The sequence below is a fragment of the Anaeromyxobacter oryzisoli genome (assembly GCF_022690765.1).
In the GTDB taxonomy this organism is placed as follows: domain Bacteria; phylum Myxococcota; class Myxococcia; order Myxococcales; family Anaeromyxobacteraceae; genus Anaeromyxobacter; species Anaeromyxobacter oryzisoli.
In genome coordinates this window covers 45857-70006 of the sequence record NZ_JALCZA010000015.1, presented here as the reverse complement: position 1 = coordinate 70006, position 24150 = coordinate 45857, and the positions used below count along the sequence as shown (strand labels likewise).

37 protein-coding genes are annotated in these 24150 nt (G+C 70.6%); 35 read left to right on the top strand and 2 right to left on the bottom strand.

Going from position 1 to position 24150, the window contains the following annotated elements; translation table 11 throughout:
* Positions 1 to 10: 10 nt before the first annotated feature.
* The 35 genes from rpsS (at position 11) to MNZ27_RS07550 (ending at position 20676) form a co-directional block, all read left to right on the top strand.
* Positions 11 to 307, top strand: coding sequence for a 30S ribosomal protein S19 (gene rpsS, locus MNZ27_RS07720; protein ID WP_242393462.1), 297 nt, complete (start codon positions 11 to 13; stop codon positions 305 to 307).
* A gap of 11 nt (positions 308 to 318) precedes the next feature.
* Positions 319 to 759, top strand: a complete 441-nt coding sequence (gene rplV, locus MNZ27_RS07715) for a 50S ribosomal protein L22 (RefSeq protein ID WP_242393461.1) — start codon at positions 319 to 321, stop codon at positions 757 to 759.
* Between the two features lie 14 nt (positions 760 to 773).
* Positions 774 to 1448 carry a 30S ribosomal protein S3 gene (rpsC, locus tag MNZ27_RS07710; RefSeq protein ID WP_242393460.1) on the top strand — a complete coding sequence of 225 codons (675 nt, stop codon included), beginning with the start codon at positions 774 to 776 and terminating at the stop codon, positions 1446 to 1448.
* A gap of 32 nt (positions 1449 to 1480) precedes the next feature.
* A complete protein-coding gene (gene rplP / locus MNZ27_RS07705; RefSeq protein ID WP_242393459.1) occupies positions 1481 to 1897 on the top strand; it encodes a 50S ribosomal protein L16 in 417 nt (138 codons plus the stop codon).
* Positions 1898 to 1911: 14 nt separating this feature from the next.
* Positions 1912 to 2133, top strand: a complete 222-nt coding sequence (rpmC, locus tag MNZ27_RS07700; protein ID WP_242393458.1) for a 50S ribosomal protein L29 — start codon at positions 1912 to 1914, stop codon at positions 2131 to 2133.
* Positions 2134 to 2138: 5 nt separating this feature from the next.
* Positions 2139 to 2399, top strand: a complete 261-nt coding sequence (gene rpsQ / locus MNZ27_RS07695) for a 30S ribosomal protein S17 (protein ID WP_242393457.1) — start codon at positions 2139 to 2141, stop codon at positions 2397 to 2399.
* Positions 2400 to 2402: 3 nt separating this feature from the next.
* The gene (gene rplN / locus MNZ27_RS07690; RefSeq protein ID WP_242393456.1) at positions 2403 to 2771 is read left to right on the top strand and encodes a 50S ribosomal protein L14; all 369 of its coding nucleotides are present in this window, start codon (positions 2403 to 2405) and stop codon (positions 2769 to 2771) included.
* 2 nt (positions 2772 to 2773) lie between these two features.
* Positions 2774 to 3088 (top strand): 50S ribosomal protein L24, encoded by a 315-nt coding sequence (gene rplX, locus MNZ27_RS07685; RefSeq protein WP_242393455.1) that lies wholly within the window; start codon positions 2774 to 2776, stop codon positions 3086 to 3088.
* Between the two features lie 91 nt (positions 3089 to 3179).
* The gene (gene rplE, locus MNZ27_RS07680) at positions 3180 to 3722 is read left to right on the top strand and encodes a 50S ribosomal protein L5 (RefSeq protein ID WP_242393454.1); all 543 of its coding nucleotides are present in this window, start codon (positions 3180 to 3182) and stop codon (positions 3720 to 3722) included.
* Between the two features lie 11 nt (positions 3723 to 3733).
* Positions 3734 to 3919, top strand: a complete 186-nt coding sequence (locus MNZ27_RS07675; RefSeq protein ID WP_242393453.1) for a type Z 30S ribosomal protein S14 — start codon at positions 3734 to 3736, stop codon at positions 3917 to 3919.
* Between the two features lie 13 nt (positions 3920 to 3932).
* Positions 3933 to 4331 carry a 30S ribosomal protein S8 gene (gene rpsH, locus MNZ27_RS07670; RefSeq protein ID WP_242393452.1) on the top strand — a complete coding sequence of 133 codons (399 nt, stop codon included), beginning with the start codon at positions 3933 to 3935 and terminating at the stop codon, positions 4329 to 4331.
* A 14-nt stretch (positions 4332 to 4345) separates the two neighbouring features.
* On the top strand, positions 4346 to 4888 hold the full coding sequence (rplF, locus tag MNZ27_RS07665; protein ID WP_242393451.1) for a 50S ribosomal protein L6: 543 nt from the start codon (positions 4346 to 4348) through the stop codon (positions 4886 to 4888).
* A gap of 61 nt (positions 4889 to 4949) precedes the next feature.
* Positions 4950 to 5309: a 50S ribosomal protein L18 gene (rplR, locus tag MNZ27_RS07660; RefSeq protein ID WP_242393450.1), complete on the top strand. Its 360-nt coding sequence runs from the start codon at positions 4950 to 4952 to the stop codon at positions 5307 to 5309.
* A gap of 47 nt (positions 5310 to 5356) precedes the next feature.
* On the top strand, positions 5357 to 5863 hold the full coding sequence (gene rpsE / locus MNZ27_RS07655) for a 30S ribosomal protein S5 (RefSeq protein ID WP_242393449.1): 507 nt from the start codon (positions 5357 to 5359) through the stop codon (positions 5861 to 5863).
* Between the two features lie 11 nt (positions 5864 to 5874).
* Positions 5875 to 6108 (top strand): 50S ribosomal protein L30, encoded by a 234-nt coding sequence (rpmD, locus tag MNZ27_RS07650; RefSeq protein WP_242393448.1) that lies wholly within the window; start codon positions 5875 to 5877, stop codon positions 6106 to 6108.
* A 34-nt stretch (positions 6109 to 6142) separates the two neighbouring features.
* A complete protein-coding gene (gene rplO / locus MNZ27_RS07645) occupies positions 6143 to 6637 on the top strand; it encodes a 50S ribosomal protein L15 (RefSeq protein ID WP_242393447.1) in 495 nt (164 codons plus the stop codon).
* A 64-nt stretch (positions 6638 to 6701) separates the two neighbouring features.
* Positions 6702 to 8042, top strand: a complete 1341-nt coding sequence (gene secY, locus MNZ27_RS07640; protein ID WP_242393446.1) for a preprotein translocase subunit SecY — start codon at positions 6702 to 6704, stop codon at positions 8040 to 8042.
* Between the two features lie 54 nt (positions 8043 to 8096).
* Positions 8097 to 8741 (top strand): adenylate kinase, encoded by a 645-nt coding sequence (locus MNZ27_RS07635; RefSeq protein WP_242393445.1) that lies wholly within the window; start codon positions 8097 to 8099, stop codon positions 8739 to 8741.
* Positions 8742 to 8755: 14 nt separating this feature from the next.
* Entirely contained in the window at positions 8756 to 9547 is a 792-nt protein-coding gene (gene map, locus MNZ27_RS07630; protein ID WP_242393444.1) for a type I methionyl aminopeptidase, read from the top strand.
* A 236-nt stretch (positions 9548 to 9783) separates the two neighbouring features.
* Complete coding sequence (gene rpmJ / locus MNZ27_RS07625) at positions 9784 to 9900, top strand: 50S ribosomal protein L36 (RefSeq protein WP_011420977.1); 117 nt, start codon at positions 9784 to 9786, stop codon at positions 9898 to 9900.
* A gap of 26 nt (positions 9901 to 9926) precedes the next feature.
* Positions 9927 to 10322 carry a 30S ribosomal protein S13 gene (gene rpsM / locus MNZ27_RS07620; protein ID WP_242393443.1) on the top strand — a complete coding sequence of 132 codons (396 nt, stop codon included), beginning with the start codon at positions 9927 to 9929 and terminating at the stop codon, positions 10320 to 10322.
* 29 nt (positions 10323 to 10351) lie between these two features.
* Positions 10352 to 10843: a 30S ribosomal protein S11 gene (rpsK, locus tag MNZ27_RS07615; RefSeq protein WP_456298395.1), complete on the top strand. Its 492-nt coding sequence runs from the start codon at positions 10352 to 10354 to the stop codon at positions 10841 to 10843.
* A gap of 21 nt (positions 10844 to 10864) precedes the next feature.
* Positions 10865 to 11491 (top strand): 30S ribosomal protein S4, encoded by a 627-nt coding sequence (rpsD, locus tag MNZ27_RS07610; protein WP_242393442.1) that lies wholly within the window; start codon positions 10865 to 10867, stop codon positions 11489 to 11491.
* Positions 11492 to 11628: 137 nt separating this feature from the next.
* The gene (locus tag MNZ27_RS07605) at positions 11629 to 12648 is read left to right on the top strand and encodes a DNA-directed RNA polymerase subunit alpha (protein ID WP_242393441.1); all 1020 of its coding nucleotides are present in this window, start codon (positions 11629 to 11631) and stop codon (positions 12646 to 12648) included.
* Positions 12649 to 12677: 29 nt separating this feature from the next.
* Positions 12678 to 13133, top strand: coding sequence for a 50S ribosomal protein L17 (gene rplQ, locus MNZ27_RS07600; protein WP_242393440.1), 456 nt, complete (start codon positions 12678 to 12680; stop codon positions 13131 to 13133).
* 141 nt (positions 13134 to 13274) lie between these two features.
* The gene (locus MNZ27_RS07595; RefSeq protein ID WP_242393439.1) at positions 13275 to 13877 is read left to right on the top strand and encodes a hypothetical protein; all 603 of its coding nucleotides are present in this window, start codon (positions 13275 to 13277) and stop codon (positions 13875 to 13877) included.
* Positions 13878 to 13990: 113 nt separating this feature from the next.
* Positions 13991 to 14257 (top strand): 30S ribosomal protein S16, encoded by a 267-nt coding sequence (gene rpsP, locus MNZ27_RS07590; RefSeq protein WP_242393438.1) that lies wholly within the window; start codon positions 13991 to 13993, stop codon positions 14255 to 14257.
* A gap of 7 nt (positions 14258 to 14264) precedes the next feature.
* Positions 14265 to 14495, top strand: coding sequence for a KH domain-containing protein (locus MNZ27_RS07585; protein WP_242393437.1), 231 nt, complete (start codon positions 14265 to 14267; stop codon positions 14493 to 14495).
* Between the two features lie 2 nt (positions 14496 to 14497).
* Positions 14498 to 14989, top strand: a complete 492-nt coding sequence (rimM, locus tag MNZ27_RS07580; RefSeq protein WP_242393436.1) for a ribosome maturation factor RimM — start codon at positions 14498 to 14500, stop codon at positions 14987 to 14989.
* A 114-nt stretch (positions 14990 to 15103) separates the two neighbouring features.
* Complete coding sequence (trmD, locus tag MNZ27_RS07575; protein WP_242393435.1) at positions 15104 to 15850, top strand: tRNA (guanosine(37)-N1)-methyltransferase TrmD; 747 nt, start codon at positions 15104 to 15106, stop codon at positions 15848 to 15850.
* 15 nt (positions 15851 to 15865) lie between these two features.
* Positions 15866 to 16267 (top strand): 50S ribosomal protein L19, encoded by a 402-nt coding sequence (rplS, locus tag MNZ27_RS07570; protein ID WP_242393434.1) that lies wholly within the window; start codon positions 15866 to 15868, stop codon positions 16265 to 16267.
* Between the two features lie 155 nt (positions 16268 to 16422).
* Positions 16423 to 18288: a hypothetical protein gene (locus MNZ27_RS07565; protein WP_242393433.1), complete on the top strand. Its 1866-nt coding sequence runs from the start codon at positions 16423 to 16425 to the stop codon at positions 18286 to 18288.
* A 3-nt stretch (positions 18289 to 18291) separates the two neighbouring features.
* A complete protein-coding gene (locus tag MNZ27_RS07560; protein WP_242393432.1) occupies positions 18292 to 18696 on the top strand; it encodes a YraN family protein in 405 nt (134 codons plus the stop codon).
* 3 nt (positions 18697 to 18699) lie between these two features.
* The gene (rsmI, locus tag MNZ27_RS07555) at positions 18700 to 19581 is read left to right on the top strand and encodes a 16S rRNA (cytidine(1402)-2'-O)-methyltransferase (RefSeq protein ID WP_242393431.1); all 882 of its coding nucleotides are present in this window, start codon (positions 18700 to 18702) and stop codon (positions 19579 to 19581) included.
* Between the two features lie 198 nt (positions 19582 to 19779).
* The gene (locus tag MNZ27_RS07550; RefSeq protein ID WP_242393430.1) at positions 19780 to 20676 is read left to right on the top strand and encodes a transposase; all 897 of its coding nucleotides are present in this window, start codon (positions 19780 to 19782) and stop codon (positions 20674 to 20676) included.
* Between the two features lie 265 nt (positions 20677 to 20941).
* Here MNZ27_RS07550 and MNZ27_RS07545 read toward each other — a convergent pair whose 3' ends face one another.
* Positions 20942 to 22297, bottom strand: a complete 1356-nt coding sequence (locus tag MNZ27_RS07545) for a hypothetical protein (RefSeq protein ID WP_242393429.1) — start codon at positions 22295 to 22297, stop codon at positions 20942 to 20944.
* Between the two features lie 370 nt (positions 22298 to 22667).
* Positions 22668 to 24080: a sigma-54-dependent transcriptional regulator gene (locus tag MNZ27_RS07540; protein WP_242393428.1), complete on the bottom strand. Its 1413-nt coding sequence runs from the start codon at positions 24078 to 24080 to the stop codon at positions 22668 to 22670.
* Positions 24081 to 24150 lie beyond the last annotated feature (70 nt).

Genomic DNA, 24150 nt, shown 5'->3' with positions numbered 1-24150 from the left:
ACAGGCACTCATGGCGCGTTCGATCAAGAAGGGCCCGTTCGCCGACAAGCACCTCGCGAAGAAGGTCGAGGACGCGAACAAGGGCAACAAGAAGTCGGTCATCAAGACCTGGTCGCGGCGGAGCACCATCCTCCCCGACTTCGTGGGCCACACGTTCGCCGTCCACAACGGGCGGAAGTTCGTCCCGGTGTTCGTGACCGAGAACATGGTGGGCTACAAGCTCGGCGAGTTCGCGCCGACCCGGACCTTCCACGGCCACTCGGCCGAGAAGAAGGTCGCGGCGGCGCCGTCGCCGGCGAAGAAGTAGCGAGGAACGACATGGCCGAGACCCAGACCACCAAGAAGGCCAGCAGGCGCGTCCGCACCCCGGTGCCGGCCCGCCGCTCGAAGCCCAACCGCCCGGCGGCGCCGCCGCCGGGGCCGCACGCCAGCCTCAGCTACCTGCACGTCGCGCCGCGGAAGGTCCGCCTCGTGGCGGACGGGCTCCGCGGGATGCCGGTGGGCGACGCCCTCGCCACCCTGAAGTACACGCCGCAGGCGGCGGCGAAGCCGCTCGCCAAGCTCCTCCGCTCGGCCGTCGCGAACGCCGAGCAGGCGGGCGGCCGGGTGGACGTGGACGCGCTGTTCGTGAAGACGCTCACCGTCGACCAGGGGCCGAAGATGCGGCGCTTCATGGCGCGCGCGATGGGGCGCGCCTTCCGCGTCGAGAAGAAGACCAGCCACGTGTACGTGGAGCTCGGCACCGCCGCCCGCGGCTAGCCAAGGAGACGAACGTGGGACAGAAAGTTCATCCTATCGGTTTCCGACTCGGGGTCATCCGGTCCTGGGAATCGAAGTGGTACGAAGAGAAGAACTACGCGAAGTGGCTCCACGAGGACATCCACCTCCGCGAGTTCGTGAAGGAGAAGCTCGGCCAGGCCGGCATCTCCCGGATCGAGATCGAGCGGGCGGCGAACAAGGTGAAGATCAACGTCCACACCGCGCGCCCGGGCATCGTCATCGGGAAGCGGGGGGCGGGGATCGAGAGCGTCAAGAAGGAGCTCCAGGGCCTCACGGAGAACGAGGTCTTCCTCAACGTCGTCGAGGTGCGCAAGGCCGAGACCGACGCCCAGCTCGTCGCGGAGAACATCGCGACCCAGCTCGAGCGCCGCATCGCCTTCCGCCGCGCGATGAAGAAGTCCGTCCAGACCGCGCAGAAGTTCGGGGCGAAGGGCATCCGCGTCGCCTGCTCCGGCCGCCTCGGCGGCTCGGAGATGGCGCGGTACGAGTGGTACCGTGAGGGGCGCGTTCCGCTCCACACGCTGCGCGCGGACATCGACTACGGGTTCGCCGAGGCCAAGACGACCTACGGCAAGATCGGCTGCAAGGTCTGGATCATGCGCGGCGAGGTGCTGCCCCAGTCCGCGGCCAACCGCGCTCCGCGGACCACCGGCGGCGCCCGGCCGTAAGCGGCCACGCCTAGCGACATCAGGAGAAGGCAATGCTTCAGCCGGCGCGAACGAAGTACCGCAAGCAGCAGAAGGGCCGCATGCGCGGCAAGGCTTACCGTGGCTCGGAGCTGAACCAGGGTGAGTACGGGCTCCAGGCGACCGAGTGCGGCAGGCTCACCGCCCGCCAGATCGAGGCCGCCCGCGTGGCGATCACGCGGTATGTGAAGCGGGGCGGGAAGCTCTGGATCCGGATCTTCCCCGACAAGCCCATCACGAAGAAGCCCGCCGAGACCCGAATGGGCACGGGCAAGGGCAACGTGGAGTACTACGTCGCCGTCATCAAGCCGGGCCGGATGCTCTACGAGATGTCGGGCGTGGACGACGCCATCGCGAAGAAGGCGTTCCACCTCGCCGCCCACAAGCTGCCGGTCTCCACCAAGATGGTGAAGCGCGGCACGACGTTGTAAGGAGGCTTCGGTACATGGCGACGATCCAGGAGCTGCGCGAGCTGTCCGCGAACGAGCTCAGGGCCCGGGCGGTGGAGCTCAAGGGGACGCTGTTCGACCTCCAGAGCAAGCTCAACACCGGCGTGCTCGACTCGACCGCGGACCTCGAGAAGACGAAGCGCGACATCGCGCGCTGCCTCACGGTGGCCCGCGAGAAGGAGCTCGCCGCGGCGCAGGCCGGGAAGGCGAAGGAGTGACCGACATGGAGCGCGGCAACCGGAAGTCCCGCATCGGCGTGGTGGTCTCGAACAAGATGACCAAGACGGTCGTCGTGAAGGTCGAGCGCCGCGTCGCGGACCGGAAGTACGGGAAGATCGTGACGAAGGCCGAGAAGTACAAGGCTCACGACGAGAACCAGGCGTGCAACGTCGGCGATCGCGTGCGGATCGTCGAGACCCGGCCGCTGTCGAAGGACAAGCGCTGGCGGGTGGCCGAGACTCTCGAGAAGGCAGTGGAGGTCTAGGCCATGGTCCAGCAGCAGACGATGCTCGACGTCGCCGACAACTCGGGTGCCAAGAAGGTGATGTGCATCAAGGTGCTCGGCGGCAGCAAGCGGAGGTACGCCTCGATCGGCGACGTCATCGTCGTCTCGGTCAAGGAGGCGATCCCGCAGGCGAAGGTGAAGAAGGGCGAGGTCGCCCGGGCCGTCATCGTGCGGACGAGCCGTGAGGTGAAGCGGCCCGACGGCAGCTACATCCGGTTCGACGGCAACTCGGCGGTCCTCATCAACAAGGACCTCGAGCCCATCGGCACCCGCATCTTCGGCCCGGTGGCCCGCGAGCTCCGTGCCCGGAAGTTCATGAAGATCATCTCCCTCGCGCCGGAGGTCCTCTAGTCATGGCGGAGATCCGCAAGGGCGACACCGTCAAGGTCCTCTCGGGTAAGGAGAAGGGCAAGCAGGGCAAGGTCCTCGAGGTCCTGCGCGAGAAGGCTCGCGTCCGCGTCGAGAAGCTGATGATGGTGAAGCGGCACCTGAAGAAGGGCCGCAGCCAGGCCACCCCGGAGGGCGGCATCATCGAGAAGGAGGGCACGATCGCCCTCTCGAACGTGATGGTCGTCGGCAAGGACGGCGCGGCGGTGCGCCGCGAGAAGATCGGCCGGGAGCTCGGCGCGAAGGAGAAGGCCCGTCGCGAGAAGCGCGCCGCGAAGTGATCGCGGCGAAAAACTGGCGATATCGCGGCGTTCGTACGAAAACGCATCGCCCGGCACTCCGATGGGGCCGGCCGAAGGCAAGGAGAGAACGATGGCAGCGCGACTGAAGGAGCGGTTCGAGAAGGCAATCCGCTCCGAGCTCATGAAGGAGCTCGGGTTCGAGAACCCGATGCAGGCCCCCCGCCTCGAGAAGATCGTGGTGAACATGGGGCTCGGCGAGGCGATCAACAACGGCAAGATCATCGACGCCTCGGTGGAGCAGCTCTCCGCGATCACGGGCCAGAAGCCCGTCGTGACGCGCGCGCGGAAGTCCATCGCGAACTTCAAGCTGCGGCAGGGCCAGTCGATCGGTGCGATGGTCACGCTCCGCGGCGACCGGATGTACGAGTTCTTCGACCGCCTGGTCACGATCGCGCTGCCGCGCGTCCGCGACTTCAAGGGCGTGTCGCCGAAGGCGTTCGACGGGAAGGGGAACTACACGCTCGGCGTCCGCGAGCAGATCATCTTCCCGGAGATCAACTACGACAAGGTCGAGAAGATCAAGGGCTTGAACATCACCGTCGTGACGACGGCCCGGAACGACGAAGAGGGCCGAGCGCTGCTGCGCCACCTCGGCATGCCGTTCCGCCAGTAACAGGAGAGACCATGGCGAAGCTTTCGAAGATGGCGCAGGCCAAGCGCAAGCTGAAGTTCAAGGTGCGCCAGTACAACCGCTGCCCCCTGTGCGGCCGCCCGCGGGCGTTCCTCCGCAAGTTCCAGATGTGCCGCATCTGCTTCCGGCACCGCGCGCTGCAGGGCGAGATCACCGGCGTCATCAAGTCGAGCTGGTAGGGAGACACGATCGATGAGCTTCACCGATCCCATTGGCGACATGCTGACGCGCATCCGGAACGCCTCGAGCGCGCGGCACGAGAAGGTGCTCGTTCCGCGGTCCCGGCTGAAGGTCCGGATCGCCGAGGTCCTCCGCGAGGAGGGCTTCATCAAGGACTTCGTCGTCCACGAGGACGGCGTCCAGGGCGCCATCACCGTCATCCTCAAGTACAGCGCCGACCGCGAGCCGGCGATCAGCGACATCAAGCGCGTCTCGAAGCCGGGGCTGCGCCGCTACGTCGCGACCGACTCCATCCCCCGCGTGCTGAACGGGATGGGGATCGCGATCCTCTCCACGTCGAAGGGCGTGATGGTCGATCGCGAGGCCCGCAAGCAGAAGGTCGGCGGCGAGCTGATCTGCACCGTCTGGTAAGGGAGCGTCAGGTCATGTCCCGAGTCGGCAAGCTGCCCGTCAAGATCCCGGAGAAGGCGAAGGTCTCCGTGGACGGTCACCTCGTGAAGGTCGAGGGGCCGAAGGGCAAGATGTCCTTCGCCACGAACCCCATCGTGAAGGTCCAGGTCGAGAAGGGCGAGGTGAAGGTCACCCGCCCGGACGACACCCGGCTCGCGAAGGGCCTGCACGGCCTCACGCGCACGATGGTCAAGAACGCGGTCGAGGGCGTGGTCAAGGGCTACGCGCGCGGCCTTGAGATCAGCGGCGTCGGCTTCAAGGCCGAGGTGAAGGGGAAGGACGTCCACTTCACGCTGGGGTTCTCGCACCCGGTCGTCTTCAAGCTCCCCGAGGGCATCACGGCCGAGGTGGACGCGAAGCAGACGAAGCTGACGGTCAGGGGGGTGGACAAGCACCTCCTCGGCCTCACGGCCGCGAAGATCCGCGCGCTCCGGCCCCCCGAGCCTTACAAGGGGAAGGGCATCAAGTACGCGGAGGAGACGATCCGTCGCAAGGAAGGCAAGACCGGCGCCGCCTAGGCCCGGGGAACGAAACCGCTCATGCGGCGGCTGAACCGCCGCCGCCGCACGGAGGAGAGACATGTCGCAGCACGCCACCGCACGCGAGAAGCGCAAGGCCCGCATCCGCCGGAAGATCACCGGCACGTCGGCCCGCCCGAGGCTCACGATCTACAAGAGCCTCAAGCACATGTACGCCCAGCTCGTCGACGACGTCGCCGGCAAGACCCTGGTCTCGGTCTGCACCGTCTCGAAGGCGCTCAAGGACGAGGTCAAGGAAGACGACAAGACCGGCGCCGCCAAGAAGGTCGGCGAGGCGCTCGCGAAGGCCGCGAAGGAGAAGGGGATCGAGGCGGTCGTGTTCGACCGCAACGGCTTCGACTACCACGGCCGCGTGCAGGCGGTGGCCGCGGGCGCGCGCGACGCGGGGCTCAAGTTCTAGCCCCTCGACTCTCGGGGAAACGGATTTCGGAAGGATCGAGGGACTGAATGGCTACTCCCATCAACGCAAACGACCTGGATCTGTCGGACAAGGTCGTCCACATCAACCGCGTCGCCAAGGTCGTGAAGGGCGGCCGTCGCTTCAGCTTCTCCGCGCTCGTCGTCGTCGGTGACGGCCAGGGTCACGTCGGCGTCGGCCTCGGCAAGGCCAACGAGGTCCCCGAGGCGATCCGCAAGGGCGGGGACCAGGCGAAGAAGAACCTGTTCAAGGTGCCGCTCGTCGGGACGACCATCCCGCACGAGGTGCTCGGGCACTTCGGGGCCGGGTGGGTGCTCCTCAAGCCGGCCGGCGAGGGCACCGGCGTCATCGCGGGCGGCTCGGTGCGCGCGGTCCTCGAGGCCGCGGGCATCCGCAACGTCCTCACGAAGTCGCAGGGTTCCCGCAACCCCCACAACGTCCTCAAGGCGACCGTGGCGGGCCTCAAGCGCCTCCGCGCGCTCGAGGACAGCGCCCGGCTCCGCGGCAAGCAGGCCGCCGAGATCACCGGGGCCTAAGGAGAGACATCGTGGCTGCCATCAAGGTGAAGCTCGTCCGCGGCCTCGCGGGTTGTCCCGCGCCCCACCGCACGGTCGTGCAGGGCCTCGGCCTCGGGAAGCGGGACTCGACCCGGATCCTCCCCGACACCCCGCAGACGCTCGGGATGATCGCCAAGGTCGGATACCTCGTGGAGTGGGAGCGGGTCGATGCTCCGCCGCCCGTGGGCCGGAAGGCCAAGAAGGCGGCGGCCGCGCGGTCGTGATCGCGCGCCCCGCGTGATAAAAGGAGATTTCCTCATGTCGCTCTCCAAGCTCAAGGCGCCGAAGGGCGCCAACCGCCGGAAGGTCCGCGTCGGTCGTGGCCAGGCCTCCGGCCTCGGCAAGACCGCCGGCCGCGGCGGCAAGGGCCAGAAGGCCCGCACCGGCAACATGCACTTCGAGGGGTTCGAGGGCGGCCAGATGCCGCTCCAGCGCCGCCTCCCGAAGTTCGGATTCCACAACGTCTTCCGCCGCGAGCTCGAGGAGGTGCAGGTGGCCGACCTCGAAGGGTTGAGCGGCACCGTGGACGCCGCGGTCCTCGAGGCGTCCGGCCTCATCCGCGGGAACCGGGACGGCGTCGTCGTGCTCGGCCAGGCCGAGCTCAAGGCCGCGCTGACGGTCAAGGTGAACCGGGTGACCGCTGGCGCCAGGGCCGCGATCGAGAAGGCGGGCGGGAAGGTGGAGCTCGTCCCGGCGCCTGTTACGATGTACCAGAAGGCGAAGGCCGCGAAGAAGGCGGAGCAGGCGAAGTAGTCCGACCGCCGGGGCTCACCGTGCGCGCGGTGAGCGCCCGGCCGGCAGGGCGAAAGGGATCGGCATGGCGGCGAGCGGGCTCTTCAACATCTTCCGGGTCGCGGAGCTCCGGAAGCGGCTGCTGTTCAGTCTCGGCATGCTCGCCGTGTACCGGCTCGGCATCTTCGTCACGACGCCGGGCGTGGATCGGCGCGCGATGCAGGAGGTCGTCGCGCAGGGCGGCCTCTTCACGCTCCTGAACCTCTTCTCGGGCGGCGCGTTCGAGCAGCTCTCGATCTTCGCGCTCGGCATCATGCCGTACGTCTCGGCGTCGATCATCCTGCAGCTCATGACGGTGGTCGTCCCGAAGCTCGAGGCCCTCCAGAAGGAGGGCGAGATGGGGCGCCGGAAGATCACGCAGTACACCCGGTACCTCACCATCGTCCTCGCCGGCATCCAGGGCTACGGCATCGCCACGTTCCTCGAGGCGCAGCGCACCGAGAGCGGCGTCATGGTCGTCGCGGATCCCGGCTGGGGCTTCCGGCTCCTCACCATGATCTCGCTCGCCGCCGGCACCGCCTTCATCATGTGGATGGGCGAGCAGATCACCGAGCGAGGCATCGGCAACGGCATCTCCCTCATCATCTTCGCCGGCATCGTCGCCCGCGGCCCGTCGGCGGCGGTGACCACCTGGCGGCAGATGCAGTCGTCGGGCGGCTCGTCCCTGTCTGGCATCGGGCTCCTCGTCCTCGGCGCGATCATGATCGTCGTGATCGCCGCCATCGTGTTCGTGGAGCGGGGCCAGCGGCGCATCCCGGTCCAGTACGCGAAGCGGATGGTCGGGCAGCAGCTCTACGGCGGCCAGTCGACGCACCTCCCGCTCAAGGTGAACACCTCGGGCGTGATCCCGCCGATCTTCGCGTCCTCGCTGCTGCTGTTCCCGGCGACGCTCGCGGGCTGGTTCCCGATCCTGTCGTCGCTCTCGAACGAGGTGCGGCCCGGGAGCTGGATCTACAACACGCTCTACGTCGTCCTCATCATCTTCTTCGCCTACTTCTACACCGCGGTGACGTTCAACCCGGTGGACGTCGCCGACAACCTCAAGAAGTACGGCGGGTACATCCCGGGCATCCGCCCCGGCAAGAAGACCGCCGACTACATCGACTTCGTCCTCTCGCGCATCACCTTCGGCGGCGCGATCTACCTCGCCGCGGTCTGCGTGCTCCCGACCTTCATCACCGACAAGTTCGGCGTGTCCTTCTACTTCGGCGGCACGTCGCTGCTCATCGTGGTGGGCGTCGCGCTCGACACCGTGCAGCAGATCGAGGGACACCTCATCACGCGGCACTACGAGGGCTTCACGGGCCCGCGCGGGCCGCGCATCCGCGGCCGCCGCCTCGCGACAGGCACGGCGGTCAACGCGTAGGCCGCGCGGGGCCTCGCCGACGGCGAGGCCCTCCGCTTCTTCGGAGATACGATCATGATCCTGATCCTCCTCGGCCCGCCCGGCGCGGGCAAGGGCACTCAGGCCAAGCTCCTCGCCCAGCAGTACGCGATCCCGCACATCTCGACCGGCGACATGTTCCGCGACCACAAGGCGCGCGGCACGCCGCTGGGCAAGAAGATCCAGGCGATCATGGACGGGGGCGGCCTCGTCACCGACGACGTGACGAACGAGCTCGTGAAGGATCGGCTCTCCCAGCCGGACGTCGCGCCGGGGTTCATCCTCGACGGCTATCCCAGGACCGTGCCGCAGGCGCAGTACCTGGACCTGTTGCTCCGGTCCCTCGGCCGCAAGATCGACCGGGTCATCTCGTACGAGGTCGCCGAGGAGACGGTCGTGGACCGCATCGGCGGGCGCCGGAGCTGCCCGAAGTGCGGGGCGATCTACCACGTGACGCAGAACCCGCCGAAGCGCGCCGGGATCTGCGATCGCGACGTGACCGCGCTCGTGCAGCGCGACGACGACAAGCCCGAGAAGATCCGGAAGCGGCTGCAGGAGTACGGCGTCAAGACCGAGCCGCTCAAGCGCTTCTACCGGGAGCGCGGCCTCGTCGCCGAGGTCGACGGCGTCGGCTCGCCCGACGGCATCCTCGCCGTGACGCGCAAGGCGCTCGGCCAGTAGCGGCCCGACCCTCGATGGACGCCCTCTCCCGCGAGCGCATCACCCTCCGGACGCCGGACGACATCGCCCGCATGCGGGAGGCGGGCCTCGTCCTGTGGCAGGTCCTCGAGGGCCTCGTCGGCGCCGTCGCGCCGGGCGTGACCACGCTCGAGCTCGACCGGCTCGCCGCCCGGCGGACGCGGGAGCTCGGGGCCGAGCCCGCGTTCCTCGGCTACTGCGGCTACCCGGCGTCGCTGTGCATCTCCGTGAACGACGAGGTGATCCACGGGATCCCTTCGCGTCGCGTGCTCCAGGCGGGCGACGTCGTCGGCCTGGACTACGGCGTGATCCTCGGCGGCTGGTTCGCCGACTCCGCGCGGACGGTCGTGGCGGGGAAGGGCTCTCCGCTCGCGGCGCGCCTCCTCGCGACGACCCGCGGCGCGCTCGCGCGGGGCATCGCCGCCGCGCGCCCCGGCGCCCGGCTGGGCGACGTGGGGTTCGCGGTCCAGGAGCACGTGGAGGGGTGCGGCTTCTCGGTGGTCCGCGACTTCGTGGGGCATGGGATCGGGCGCCGGCTGCACGAGGCGCCGCACGTGCCGAACTACGGCCGACCGGGGACCGGCGCGACGCTCAGGGCCGGGATGGTGCTCGCGATCGAGCCGATGGTGAACGCGGGCCTGTGTGACGTGGAGACGCTGGACGATGGCTGGACGGCCCGAACGCTCGACGGGTCGCTCTCCGCTCACTTCGAGCACACCGTGGCCATCACCGAAAACGGGCCTGAAATCCTGACGTTGCCGCCGGGGGAGGCCCTGCCGGCGGACTGATTCACCCGGGAGAGGGTGGGAGGAGAGCCGAATGGGCCCGGGTCTCTCCTTGCAGGCAAAAAACGCCTGTGTTATAGCGCCCGCTCCGCGAAGGCCGCTCCATGCGGTCATCCGGAAAATTTCGGAGAAATCCCGGCGGCTGAGAAGGGGGGCACAGAGGGCTCCCGGTCGCCTGGAGCCCGCCGGCAGTCTCGGCGGACATCCTCGTCTTTCGAGCAGCACTGGAGGCGTCGGTCATGAAGGTCCGCGCGTCGGTCAAGAAGATTTGCGACAAGTGCAAGGTCATCAAGCGCAAGGGCACCGTGCGGATCATCTGCCCGGCCAACCCCCGCCACAAGCAGCGCCAGGGCTAAGCCCCCGCGCGATTTCGGAGAGACGAATGGCTCGTATCGCCGGCGTCGACCTTCCCCGTGAGAAGCGGATCGAGGTCAGCCTCCAGTACATCTACGGTATCGGTAAGACGACCTCTCAGCTCGTGCTCGAGAAGGCGAACGTCTCTCCGGTCACGCGCACGAAGGATCTCACGGACGACGAGGTCCGCCGCATCCGCGAGACCATCGAGCAGAACCTGAAGGTGGAGGGCGACCTCCGCCGCGAGATCTCGCTCAACATCAAGCGGCTCATGGATCTCGGTTGCTACCGCGGCCTCCGCCACCGCAAGGGCCTCCCGGTCCGCGGCCAGCGCACCCACACGAACGCGCGCACCCGGAAGGGCCCGAAGAAGGGGCTCGTCCGGAAGCCGACCGCTGCGCCGGCCCCCAAGGCCAAGGCCTAATTCACAGATAGTCAACCGGAGATTCCAGAGTGGCCGACGAGAAGCAGACTAAGGCAGATGAGCAGCCGAAGAAGGAGGAGGCGGCCGCGCCCGCGGCGCCGAACCTCAGCGGCATCGAGCCGGTGACCGCTTCGCCCGTCACCCCGAAGAAGGGGAAGAAGCGGGTGAAGAAGAACGTGGCGACCGGCATCGTCCACATCGCCTCGACCTTCAACAACACGCAGATCACGATCGCCGACACCGCGGGGAACGTGATCGCGTGGTCGAGCGCCGGCGCGCGCGGCTTCAAGGGCTCGCGCAAGTCCACCCCGTTCGCGGCCCAGGTGGCCGCGGGCGACGCCGCCGCGAAGGCGATGGAGCACGGCCTCAAGACGGTGAGCGTGCTCGTGAAGGGGCCGGGCGCCGGCCGCGAGTCGGCCCTCCGCGCCCTGTCCGCCGCCGGCCTCAAGATCACGCTGATCCGCGACGTCACGCCGATCCCGCACAACGGGTGCCGGCCCCCGAAGCGCCGCCGGGTCTGATCACCTTCCAGGAGAATCGACGTGGCTCGTTACAGCGAATCCGTGTGCCGGCTCTGCCGCCGCGAGAACCTCAAGATGTATCTGAAGGGCGATCGGTGCTACACCGACAAGTGCGCCATCGAGCGCCGCCCGTATCCTCCGGGCCAGCACGGCCAGGGGCGCACCAAGTTCTCGGAGTACGGCGTCCAACTCCGTGAGAAGCAGAAGGTGAAGCGGATGTACGGCGTGCTCGAGGCGGGCTTCCGCCACGCGTACCAGAACGCCGCCGCCGCCAAGGGCAAGACCGGCGAGAACCTGCTCCAGACGCTGGAGCTGCGCCTCGACAACGTCGTCTTCCGGCTCGGCTTCGCCGACACGCGCAACGAGGCGCGGCAGCTCGTCCGGCACGGCCACTTCAAGGTGAACGGCCGGAAGGTCAACATCCCGAGCTACCTCTGCCGCCCGGGCGACAAGGTCGAGCTGAAGGATCGCTCGAAGAAGGTCGTCCGGATCAACGAGGCGCTCGAGGCGGTCGATCGCCGCCAGGTCCCGGCCTGGCTGGAGCTCGACAAGGCCGCGTTCAAGGGGACCGTGAAGGCCGCGCCGGCGCGCGAGGACATCACGATGCCCATCCAGGAGCAGCTCATCGTCGAGCTGTACTCGAAGTAGCCGCGCGGCGTCGTGCCACCGGAGCGGGCCCGGGATCCGGGCTCGCTCCCTTTTCGAAAGGTCGCGCGTCCCACGGAGCCCTGCGCCGCAACGGCTGAGCGGAGGCGGGGAGGGGGCGGCGGCCGAGGAGACAGCCCATGGTCGATTCCATCGTCACGAAGAACTGGCGGGACCTCATCAAGCCCCGCGGCCTGGTCGTGGACCAGGAGAGCCTCTCCAACACCTACGGGAAGTTCGTCGCGGAGCCGCTGGAGCGCGGCTTCGGCATCACGCTCGGCAACTCGCTGCGCCGCGTGCTCCTCTCGAGCCTGCAGGGCGCCGCGATCACCTCGGTCAAGATCGAGGGGGTCGAGCACGAGTTCATGACGATCCCCGAGGTCGCCGAGGACGTCACCGACATCATCCTGAACCTCAAGGAGGTCCTCCTCCAGATCCACACCAACGAGGTCAAGACGATCCGGATCGAGGCGGACGGCCCGAAGGAGATCAAGGCGGGCGACATCATCACGGACCCCCAGGTCGAGGTCCTCAACCCCGGCCACCACATCCTCACCATCAGCGAGGGCGGGCGGGTCCGGGCGGAGATGACGGCGCGTCGCGGCCGCGGCTACGTCCCGGCGGAGAAGAACAAGGTCCCGGGCTCGCCCATCGGCACCATCCCCATCGACGCGCTCTTCTCGCCGATCCGGAAGGTGAACTACCAGGTCACGAACGCCCGCGTCGGGCAGCAGACCGACTACGACAAGCTCACGCTCGAGGTCTGGACCGACGGCTCGGTCGCCCCGGCGGATGCGGTGGCGTTCGCCGCGAAGATCGTGAAGGAGCAGCTCGCGATCTTCATCAACTTCGACGAGGCCGAGGAGCCCGCCGAGGAGATCAAGCCGGTCGAGGAGCAGAAGCTCAACGAGAACCTCTTCCGGTCCGTGGACGAGCTCGAGCTCTCCGTTCGCAGCGCGAACTGCCTGCAGAACGCGAACATCAAGACCATCGGCGACCTCGTTCAGAAGACCGAGGCCGAGATGCTCAAGACCAAGAACTTCGGGCGTAAGTCGCTGAAGGAGATCAAGGAGATCCTGGCCGAGATGGGCCTCTCCCTCGGCATGAAGCTCGAGAACTGGCCGCCGAAGGCGCCGCCCCAGGGCGCGCCCAAGGTCTAGCCCCAGGGCAGGGACAGGAGACCAACCAGATGAAGCACCGCGTCGTCGGCCGCCGGCTCGATCGCACCACCGAGCACCGCACGGCCATGTTCAGGAACATGGTGACCAGCCTCTTCCGTCACGAGCGGATCGAGACCACCACGCCCAAGGCGAAGGAGCTGAAGCGCTTCGCGGACAAGGTGATCACGCTCGCGAAGCAGGGGACCCCGCACTCCCGTCGCCGGGCGAACCGCGACGTGCGCGACGTCGAGGTGCTGAACAAGCTCTTCGGCGATCTCGCTGGCCGCTTCCAGAAGCGGTCGGGCGGCTACACCCGGATCGTCCGCGTCGGCCGCCGCGCCGGCGACAACGCCGAGATGTCGATCATCGAGCTCGTCGAGCGCGCCGCTCCCGCCGCCGAGGTCGAGGGCGAGGGGAAGGCGGCCGGGAAGAAGGGCAAGGCCGCCGAGAAGGCCGCCCCGGAGAAGGCCGAGAAGGCCGGGTAGCCGTTCGAGCCGGGCGTCTCATCGGGGGCCGCGTGCGCGACCGCACGCGGCCTCCGTTCGTTTCGGCGCTCGCTCGCCCGCGCACCTGGGGGCCGCGCACCCTTTCCGCCCCCCGGGGGGCGCTGGTACAAGAGGGCCGCGATGCCGCCTTTCTACCCGGAGCCACCGCTCGACGCGCTCGCCGCGGCGGGCGCGTCGCGCTGGCTCGACGTCGCGCTCGTCGTGGCGACGGTGGCCTGTGAGCCGTGGGCGCTCGCGCTCATCGCGCTCGCGATCTACTCGTGGCTCGAGCGGGAGGTCCCCGCGGTGCTCAAGGCCTCCGCGCCCCTCTTCGCGGCGCTCGCCGCGGGCGGCGGCATGGCGCTGCTGGCGCACGCCTCCTGGACCGCGCCGCACCTCGCCGGCGCGGGGACGGTGGTCGGTCCGTTCCTGCACCGCGTGCTCCCGGGCGCGCAGACCATCGCGCTCGGCGCGTTCGCGGCGTACTCGCTCCTCGCCTACGGACGCCGCGCGGCGCCGCCGGTGTTGTTGCTGGCCGTGGTCGGCGGGGCGGCCCGGATCTGGGCCGGTCCGCACTGGATCTCGGATCTCGCGGGGGGAGGCGCCGCGGGCGTGCTCCTCGGAGCGCTCGCCCACCTGGTCGCCCTCCGGCTCTTCCCGGGGGGGCACCTCGCGCAGCTCCGTGCCTCCCGGCGCGGAACCCGGGCGGACGCGGACGGCGGCGCGGAGCATCCAGTGCCTTGACACGGTTGCTAAGGTAGCGTAAAGGAACCCACTTTTCGTGGTGGGCTTCCGGCGCGTCGCGCCGAGAGAAGTCACCACGTTTCAAGGGTTTGGTTTTCGAGGAGGCAGACTTCATGGCGGTGGTTCTTCGGCTGTCGCGCGCGGGCACGCACAAGGCGCCCTTCTATCACCTGGTGGCGACCGACTCCCGCAACCCGCGGGACGGCAAGTACATCGAGGACGTCGGCCTCTACGATCCGACCCTGCGGCCGGAGCGCATCGAGCTCAAGACCGAGCGCATCGAGCACTGGCTGAAGGCCGGCGCCCGCCCGAGCCAGACGGTGGCGATGCTCCTGAAGCGGGCCGCCAAGGCCCAGCCGGCGGCCGAGAAGAAGGCCTAGGCGTCCCGTGCGCGACCTCGTCCTCTGGCTCGCCCGCGAGCTCGTCGAGAACAAGGACGCCGTGAAGGTGGACGCCCTCGAGCGCGATCGCTCGAGCGTCTACGAGCTCACGGTGGCCCCCGACGATCTCGGGCGCGTCATCGGGCGGGGCGGCAAGACCGCCAAGGCGCTCCGCACCGTCCTCGACTTCGCCGCCCGTCGCGACGGCAAGCGCGCGGTGCTCGACATCCTCGACTAGCCGTGGCGCTCGTCCGGATCGGCAAGGTGGTCCGGGCCGTCGGGCTCAAGGGCCACCTCGGGGTGGCCGGCTCGGAGGGGACGCTCGGGGCGCTCGAGGTCGTCTCGCTGCGGACAGGGACCGGCGAGCCGGTCGCGCGGCGGGTGCTCGAGGCGAGGCCGCAGGGCCGGCTCTGGGCGATCCGGGTCGAAGGGATCGTCGATCGGAGCGCGGCGGAGGCGGCGGTCGGGGCGGAGGTCCTCGCCGAGCGCGAGGCCCTCGGCGACGCGGGCGAGGCGGCTCACTGGTGGTCCGACCTCGAGGGCTTGCCGGTGGTGACGGTGACGGGCGAGGTGGTCGGGACGGTGACCGGCCTGTACGACACCGGCGGGGTGGACGTGCTGGTGGTGACCGGCGAGCGGGGCGAGAAGCTGGTGCCGCTCGCGCCGTACGTCGAGGTGGATCGCGCGGCGGGTCGGATCGTGGTGGATCCGCCGGAAGGGCTCTTGGACTGAACGGGTGCTGGATCAGGGAGACGGAGGAGACCGCGACAGGACGGACGGGCCGAGGGGCCGACGGGCGCGCGTGACCCGGGCAGGCTCGGGCGCGCGGGCGATGGGTGTGCGGACATGAGCGGCAAGCTCGAGGTGGACATCCTGACGCTGTTCCCGCGGATGGTCGCGGGGTACCTCGAGGAGAGCATCCTCGGGAAGGCGCGGGAGAGCGGGCTGCTCGAGGCGCGGGTCACGGACATCCGGGCCTACGCCGCGGGGAAGCACAAGGTGGCGGATGACGCCCCCTACGGCGGCGGCGCCGGGATGGTGATGAAGCCGGAGCCGCTCACCGAGGCCATCGAGGCCGCGAAGGCGCGGATGCCCGGCGGGCTGGTGGTGCTGGCGAGCCCGCGGGGCGAGCGGCTCGACCAGCGGCTCGCCCGGCGGCTGTCGGAGCACGGGAAGCTGATCCTGGTGTGCGGTCGGTACGAGGGAGTGGACGAGCGGGTGATGGCGGTGGTGGACACAGAGGTCTCGCTGGGAGACTTCGTCCTCACGGGCGGTGAGCTGGCGGCGCTCTGCGTCGTCGACGCGGCCGCGCGGCTGGTGCCCGGCGTCCTCGGCAACACGGCCTCGGCTGAGGCCGAGAGCTTCGCGGGCGAGGACGGGCTCCTCGAGCACCCGCAGTACACCAGGCCCCCGGAGTACCGGGGGATGAAGGTTCCGGAGGTCCTCACGTCCGGGGACCACCGGCGGATCAACCGGTGGCGGCGCCGCGAGGCGCTCCGCGCCACGCGGGACCGGAGGCCGGATCTCTTCGCGAAGCTCGCGCTTCCGGAGAGCGACCTCCGGCTCATCGACGCCGGAGACGACGAGCTGTAAAAGAGAGGAAGACCCATGCTGCGCAAGGCGATTGCCGATATCCAGGCGAAGTACGTCCGCAACGACATCCCCGAGATGCGGTCGGGCGACTCGGTGCGCGTCCACACCAAGATCAAGGAAGGCGACAAGGAGCGCATCCAGCTCTTCGAGGGGGTGGTGATCGCCTACCGGAAGGGCCAGCCGGGCTCCTCGATGTTCACGGTCCGGAAGGTGAGCTACGGCGTGGGCGTCGAGCGCATGTTCCCGGTCCACAGCCCCAAGATCGAGAAGATCGAGGTGCTCGGCCACGGCGAGGTCCGGCGCTCCCGCCTGTTCTACCTGCGCGAGCTGCAGGGGAAGGCCGCCCGCCTCCAGCAGGAGGAGCACGTCGCGGCCGAGGTCCCCGCCGCCCCGGCGGCTACGCCGACCCCGGCGTAGCGCCGCGCCGCGCGGCGCGCGATCCGGACGACTGGTGGCGGTGGCGGGCGCTTCGCCCGTCCCGCCATCGGTGCGTCCGGGCTCCGCTTTCGACCGCACTCTTCTTCCAGTCTCCGGTTCCCCCCGCGCGGGGGGTCCGGTAAGATCCCGTCGCCGTGATTCTCCTCGAGCTCGCAGCGCAGGGGGTCCGTGGCGTGGCGCCTGCTGGCGGCCGCGCGACGCTCCGCCCGGGCTACAACGTCGTCGCCGCGGACGGCGCGGCGCTCCGGCGGCTGCTCGAGGCGATGCTCTACCCGGCGCAGGGCGACGCCGAGGCGCTCCCGCGGGGCGCGGGCGCGCCAGCCGGCGGGCCGCTCCGCGCGGGCCTCACGCTCGTGGGGAACGACCGGGTCACGTACCGTCTCGTCCGCGACTTCGCGGCGGGGGCGATCCTCCAGCGGTTCGACGCGGAGAAGCGCTCCTTCGCCCCGGTCGCGCAGGATCTCGCGGCCATCGGGGCGTTCCTCCAGAAGGCCGCCGGCGCGCCGCCGGCAGAGCGCCTCTCCACGCTGCTCTCGATCTCCGCGGCCGAGCTGCCGTCGCGGCACGGGGGGATGAGCGCGGTCGCTGCGCTCGCGCCCGCGCGGCAGGCGCTCGCCCCCGAGCAGGCGCGGCAGCGGCTCGCGCAGCTCCGCGACGAGCTCGAGAAGGCGAAGATCGCCGAGCGGCTCCAGGCCCAGGCGGACGCCCTGGCGGCGCGGGCCTCCCGGCTCGACGAGACGCTCCGCGGCGGCGCGAAGCTCCCGGACGGCCTCGCCACCGCGGAGGCGGCGCGGGCCGAGCTCGCCAAGACCGCCGAGGCGGCCGCCCTCCTCGGCGACGATCCCGCGGCCCGGCTCGCCCGGCTCGCAAGGTACGAGCGGGCGAGCGGCAAGCACGAGCAGGCGGTGGCGAAGGTCGCCGCGGAGCGCGAGGCGCTCGACGGGGCCGAGTCGCGCGGCGCGCCCGTCCCGTTCTGGCAGGACCCCGTGTTCTGGGGCGGGGTGGGCGCCGGCGTGGTCGTCGCCCTCGGCGGTGCGCTCCTCGCGGGGGGGACCCCCGGGGCGCGTTACCTGGCCCTCCTCGACATCCCCGCCTTCGGCGCGTCCGCGTGGGTCGCGCTCCGCTGGGTGGGCGCCCTCGAGGCCTGGGAGCGCGTCGCGCGGCGGCGCCGGGTCGTGGACGATTGGGAGCGTAAGGTCGAGGGTCAGTACGAGCGCGACGCGGCCGACGTGCGCGTCGCGCTCGAGCTCGCCGCCGTCCGCAGCGTCGCGGAGCTCCGGGACGCGCTCGGCCGGCTCGCGGACGCCGACGCGGTGGTCGCGGAGTGGCGGCGTCGGCTCGAGGAGTGGCAGCGCGACGCCCAGGTCCGGGCGGCCGCCCAGGAGCGTGCGAAGGTCGAGGAGGAGCGGCGCGCCATCGACGCGCGCCTCACGGAAGAGGTTGGCGGGTTCGTGCGCGACGTCCGCTCGGTCGAGCAGGACATCCAGCGGCTCGAGGCCGAGCTCGCCGCCACGCCCCCCGCGGCGCCCGCCCCGACCCCCTGCCCGACCCCGGTGCCCGGCGGCACCATCGAGCCGCTGCGCGGGCTCCTGGAGCGCGCGGCGGCGGAGCTCGGGGGGAGCGCGGCGGGCGTGGGGCGGGGGCTGGCGCAGAAGGCGTCGCAGCTCGCGACCGGGCTCACGTTTCAGCGGATCACCGCGGTGCAGGTGGACGACCGGGGAGGGATCCACGCCGTCATCGGGGGCCGCCCGGCGCCGGCGATGACCCTGGCTCCCGCCGATCGGGACCTGATCTTCCTCTCGCTGAAGCTCGCGCTCGTCGAGCAGACGCTCGCCTCGGGCAAGCTCGTCGCCGTCCTCGATCACGAGGCCTTCGCGGCGCTCTCCGACGGCGCGCGGCGGTTCGCGGCGCGGTACCTGAAGCAGATCGCCCGCCCGGGGCAGATCGTGCACGCGACCACCGATCCGGCGTTCCGCGCCGCGGCGGATCACGCCGCCTGAGCCATGGCCGGCCCCGGCGACGACGCGGCGCGCAAGGCCCGCGGGCGGGCGGCGGAGCGGCTCGCGGCGGAGTACCTGGAGGAGCGTGGGCTGCGGGTCGTGGACCGGAACCACGCCATCCCGCGCGGCGAGGTGGATCTCGTCTGCGAGGAGGGCGACGGCGACGTCCTCTGCTTCGTGGAGGTGCGGAGCCGCTCGTCGGAGGCGCAGGGCGGCCCGGAGGAGACCGTGGACCGCCGGAAGCGGCGGCGCGTCGTGGCCGCAGCGGTGGACTGGGCGATGCGGCATGACGCGGCCGAGCGCACGATCCGGTTCGACGTGGTGGCGGTGACGTTCGGGGATGGCGCCCCGCGGATCGAGCACTTCCCGGCGGCGTTCGACGCCGACGCGGAGCCGTGGCACGGGTGAGCGATGACGACGAACGGGGGGACGGCGAGCGGCGGGGCGGGTGGGGTGGGGACCCTCTACGTCCTCTCGACGCCCATCGGGAACCTCTCCGACCTGTCGCCCCGCGCGGCGGAGGTGCTCCGGGGCGTGCAGGCGGTCGCCGCGGAGGACACCCGCCGGACGATCAAGCTGTACGCGCACCTCGGGGCGCCGGCGCCGGCCCTCGTGTCGCTCCCCGCGTTCGACGAGCGCGGCCGGGTCGAGGCGATCGTCGAGCGGCTGCGGGCCGGTGAGGCGATCGCCCTCTGCACGGACGCCGGCACCCCGGGCGTGTCCGACCCCGGCGCCGCCCTCGTCGCGGCGGCGTGGGAGGCCGGCGCGCAGGTGGTGCCCATCCCCGGGCCGAGCGCGGCGCTGGCCGCGCTGGCCGCGTCCGGGTTCTCCGCGGATCGGTTCGTGTTCGCCGGATTCCTCCCGCGCAAGGGCGGTGGGCGCGTCGAGACGCTCGCCTGGCTCGCGGCGACGCCCGCGACCCTCGTCCTCTACGAGGCGGGGAACCGGACCCACGACACGCTCCTGGACCTCGCCGAGGCGCTCGGAGACCGCCCCGCGCTCGTCGCCCGCGAGCTCACCAAGCTCCACGAGGAGCTCGCGCGCGGGCCGCTCACCGCGCTCGCAGCGCGGTTCGCCGGCGAGGTGCGCGGCGAGGTGACGCTGGTCGTCTCGAGCCCGCCCCCCGGCGCGCCGCCCCCGCGGGCCGCCGAGGCGGAGCCGGTCGAGGAGGAGCTCCGCCGCCGGAGCGCCGCCGGCGAGCCCCCGTCCGCGCTCGCCCGTGAGGTCGCGCGCGCGCGCGGCCTCAAGCGCGCCGACGTCTACGCGCTCCTGGAGCGCCTGCGCCGCCGCTGAACCCGACCGAGAGAAGTTTTCCCGGACCGGGCGTCCGCCGCGCGGACGGCGAGCTCGCGCCGAGGTCCCGGATTTCCGTGAACCCGACCGAGAGAAGTTTTCCCGGACCGGGCGTCCGCCGCGCGGACGGCGAGCTCGCGCCGAGGTCCCGGATTTCCGACGATCCTCCTCGGCACGCCGGTTGCCCAGTGCGCTGGCATGACCGCACCGCGGCAGATTCTCGAGGGCGTCACCTACCTCGTCACGCGCCGCTGCTCGGAGCGCCGCTTCTTCCTCCGGCCCTCGAAGGACACGGACGCGATCTTCCGGTACGTCCTGGCCGTGGCGGCGAACCGGTACGGCATCCAGGTGCACGCGTACTGCGTGCTCTCGAACCACTTCCACCTGGTCGTGACCGACCCGCAGGCCCGGCTCCCCGAGTTCCACCGGTACCTCGATGGCCTGGTCGCCCGGGCGATGAACTGCTCCCTCGGCCGGTGGGACGGCTTCTGGGAGCGCAACAGCTACAGCGCGGTGAAGCTCGAGACCGACGACGCGGTGCTCGAGAAGATGGTCTACGTCCTCGCGAACCCGGTGGCCGCTGGCCTCGTTCGTCGTGGGCGGGAGTGGCCGGGGCTCTGGTCCGATCCAGGCTTGATCGGCGGAGAGCCCATCGTTGCCGAGCGGCCGACGGTGTTCTTCCGCAACCTCGGCCGAATGCCGGCGTCGGCCAGCCTCCGGCTTTGCAGCCCTCCCGGCTTCAGCTCCGATGACGTCTTCGCGGCGCGTCTCCGCGAGGCGCTGAACGAGGCCGAGGACCGTGCCGCGTCGGAGCTCGAGCAGGGAGGGCGGTCCTTCCTCGGAGTGGCGCGCGTCCTCGCCCAGAAGCCCCGCGCGCACCCGTCCTCCGGCGAGCCGCGGCGGGGGATCAACCCTCGGGTCGCGTGCAGGAGCAGGTGGAAGCGAATCGAGGCGCTGCAGCAGCTGAAGGAGTTCGGGCGGGCGTACGCGAGCGCCTTGGCGAAATGGAGAGCTGGCCTCCGGAACACCATCTTCCCGCCCGGCACCTGGCTGATGCGCGTCCAGCACCGGGCGCGCTGCGAAGCGGCGGGGTGACATCCGTCAAAGCTCGGTCACGTCGGACCGCCCCGTCGAACGCTCTCCGGGCGACGCACACGCGCGCGCTCGGTCCGGCCTGGCCGGTCCGCCGCACGCCAGTGATGATGGTTCGCCCGGTTGCGGTCCAGCACCGTGCGTCATTTCGAGGGCGCTTGCGTCGCAGCGCCGCACCCGGACGATCCTGACGACGCTCTCGGTACATGCCGCAGGCGCCATGACGAGCCAGCTGCGCGCCGCACGGCGAAACGACTCTCGGTCGGGTTCAGAACGTCAGCACGCCGGCGACGCCGACCGAGAACACGCTCACCTCGGAGATCCGGAACCGGTTGCCGGGCGCGTCGTAGCGCCAGTCGAAGTTCGGGTTCAGGTCGGCGCACGCGCTGGCGCCGGAGAGGTCCGAGCACGCAGGGACGCTGCCCTTGCCCTTGCCGAGGGACTCGCCGGACAGCCAGTGCGAGGTCTTGGTCGCGAGCGAGGCGGTCGCCTGGAGCGACACCCAGCGCGAGGCCTTGAGGTAGACGCCGGCGAAGCCGCCCATCGTCAAGTACGCGTCGGTGTAGTGCAGCTTGCCGGAGGCGTCGGTCAGCTCGTTGTAGAAGCGGCTGCTCGAGGTGTAGTCGGCGAACGCCCGGAAGTCGAAGGAGACCTTCTGCCCCTCGGCCGTGTCCTCGAAGGGCACCAGCTCGGTGCCGAAGGTGAGGCCCGCGACGAACGGGAGCTTCGCCTTGGCGTCGTCCTTCCACTTGGAGGACGAGCAGTTCGTGATGGCGGCGAGCGTCATCTGCGCGGGGGCGCCGTTCGCGGGGATCGCGAGGTCGCCGACGTGATCGCAGTTCGAGTAGGTCGAGGACGAGGGCAGGACGGCGGTGACGTGCGCCTTCACGTAGGGGTCCACCGGGCCGATCCGCTTGGACAGCGCGGTGTAGAAGTCGTACCGCCACACCTTCTCGCCAGAAGGCGCGCGGTTCGAATCCACGGCGTTCGGCGACTGCCACAGCCCGTTCCGCCCCGTCGCGGGGTCGTAGAGGGTCGCGGTGGGGAAGGTCACGTCGAGGCCGACGAGCCAGGTGGGCTTCGTGTCATCGCGCCGGTCGTTGAAGATGGCCCAGGCGAGGCCGGCGCGGAGGTCGCCGAGCTTGCCGCCGTGGAAGACGGTGGTGTCCTTCCCGCTCACCGGGAAGAGCGGGCAGGGGGACACCGCGCAGGCCTGCCCCATGGCGTCGATGCCGTTCGTGGCGATCGAGGACGTCGACGCGCTCACCGGCATCCCGTTGCGCGTCCCGAAACGCCACGCCACGTCGTCCGTGAAGGAGTAGGGCAGCTCGGCGTGCAGCTCGACGTCCGTGTAGAGCGCGAGCGCGACGCGCGTGACGAAGTCGTTCTGGACGCGCGAGTAGCGGAGCTCGTTCAGGTCCTCGGTCGTCGCGGCCGGCGCGTAGGCCTGCTCGCGGGAGATCGTCGCCCGCTCCTGCGTGTGATCCCAGCGCACCGAGATCTGGAGCGCGAAGGGGTCGTCGGGCTCGGCGCTCTGGATGCGCGTCAGCTCGGCCGCCCCGGCCGGGCCGGTCATCGCTGCGAACAGGATCGCGGTGGTCAGGCCCTGGCGAAGCCGCCCCATGCTTTTTCTCCGACGTGGGCGAAGGGTGCGAAAACGCGGCAAAAGAACGAGCCGACGCTAGCAGCGCCCCCCGGATCGGTCAAGCGAGCGGCCCCCTGCCAGGTAGTCAGGCGTACGCCTCCCGAGAAGCGGATCGCTCCGGCGCGAGGGAAGCCCCGGTCGGGGGGACCGGAGGCCGGGAAACTTCTCTCGGTCAGGCCCGGCGCCGGTCGGGCAGGCCGGAGGCCGGAAAAACTTCTCTCGGTCAGGCCCGGTGGGCCCGGTGGGCGCTCGGTCAGGCCCGGAAAAACTTCTCTCGGTCAGGCCTGGTGGTCAGGCCTGGTGCGGCGGCTCACCGCGCCACCGCCTCGTCATCGGGCGGCGGACGGCCTCATGACTCGTCCTCGGCGGATCCCCGGAGGCCGAGCTCCTTCATCTTCACCTGGAGCGACTTCCGGGAGATCTGGAGCCGCTTCGCGGCGCGCGTGACGTTCCCGCCCGTCTCCTCGAGGGCGCGGCCGATGAGCTCCTTCTCGAGCTCGGCCTGCGCGTGGCGGACGATCTCCTTCATGGAGGCGCCGCTCGGGGCGGCGATGGCGCCGAGCGGACCGACCGCCGCGATCGGGAGCGGCGGCTGGGGCCCCTGCTCCCGGAGCGAGTCGGGGAGGGCGCTCGCCTGGATGAGCGGTCCATCCGCGAACAGCACCGAGCGCTCCATGAGGTTCTCGAGCTCCCGGATGTTCCCCGGCCACGAGTAGCTCATGAGCAGCTCGAGGGCCTCGTCCTCGATCCCCTCGACCTTCTTCCCGAGCCGTTGGTCGTACTTCTCGATGAAGTGCCGGACGAGGGCGGGGATGTCGTCGCGCCGCTCGTGGAGGGGCGGCAGGGCGATCGGCACGACGGCGAGCCGGTAGTAGAGATCCTCGCGGAACTTCCCCTCGGCGATGAGCTGCTTGAGGTCGCGGTTGGTCGCCGCGATGAGCCGCACGTCCACGCGCAGCGTCTTGATCCCGCCGACCCGCTCGAACTCGGACTCCTGGATCGCGCGCAGGAGCTTCACCTGCATCTCGACCGGCACCTCGCCGATCTCGTCCAGGAAGAGCGTGCCGCCGTCCGCGAGCTCGAACCGCCCCGGCTTCGACCCGACCGCGCCGGTGAAGGCGCCGCGCTCGTAGCCGAAGAGCTCGCTCTCCACGAGGTCCTTCGGGATCGCCGCGCAGTTCACCTTGATGAGCGGCTTGTCCCGCCGGGAGGAGCCGCGGTGGAGCGCCTTGGCGATGAGCTCCTTGCCGGTCCCGCTCTCGCCCGTGATGAGCACCGTCGAGGGCGAGTCCGCCACCCGCGCGATCATGTCGTAGATCGCGCGCATCGCGGGGGAGTCGCCGACGAGGAACGGGCGGTCGCCCTCGCTCAGGAGCCCGTGCAGGTTCTGGCGCTCGAGATCGTGGGCGCGGGCGGCCTTCGCGATGACCTTCTTGAGCTCGTCCTGCTCGAAGGGCTTGGTGATGTAGTCGAAGGCGCCGGCCTTGAGCGCCGCGACGGCGCTGTCCACCGAGCCGTGGGCGGTGATGACGATCACCGGGATGTCCGGGAGGTCGGCCGAGACGCGGCGGAGCAGCTCCATCCCGCCGAGCTTCGGCATGACGAGGTCCGTGACCACCACGTGCACGGGCGTCTTCGACAGCGCGGCGAGCGCCTGCTCGCCGTCCGCGGCGGTGGTGACCTCGTACCCCTCCCGCTTCAGCATGGCGGCGAGGACCCGCCGGATGTTCACCTCGTCGTCTACGATGAGGACGTGGGCCACGGAGCCTCCTTAGCACGCCGGCACGCTCCATGGGGCCGCCGCGTCGAGGCCGGCGCCCCGCGCGGTGCTC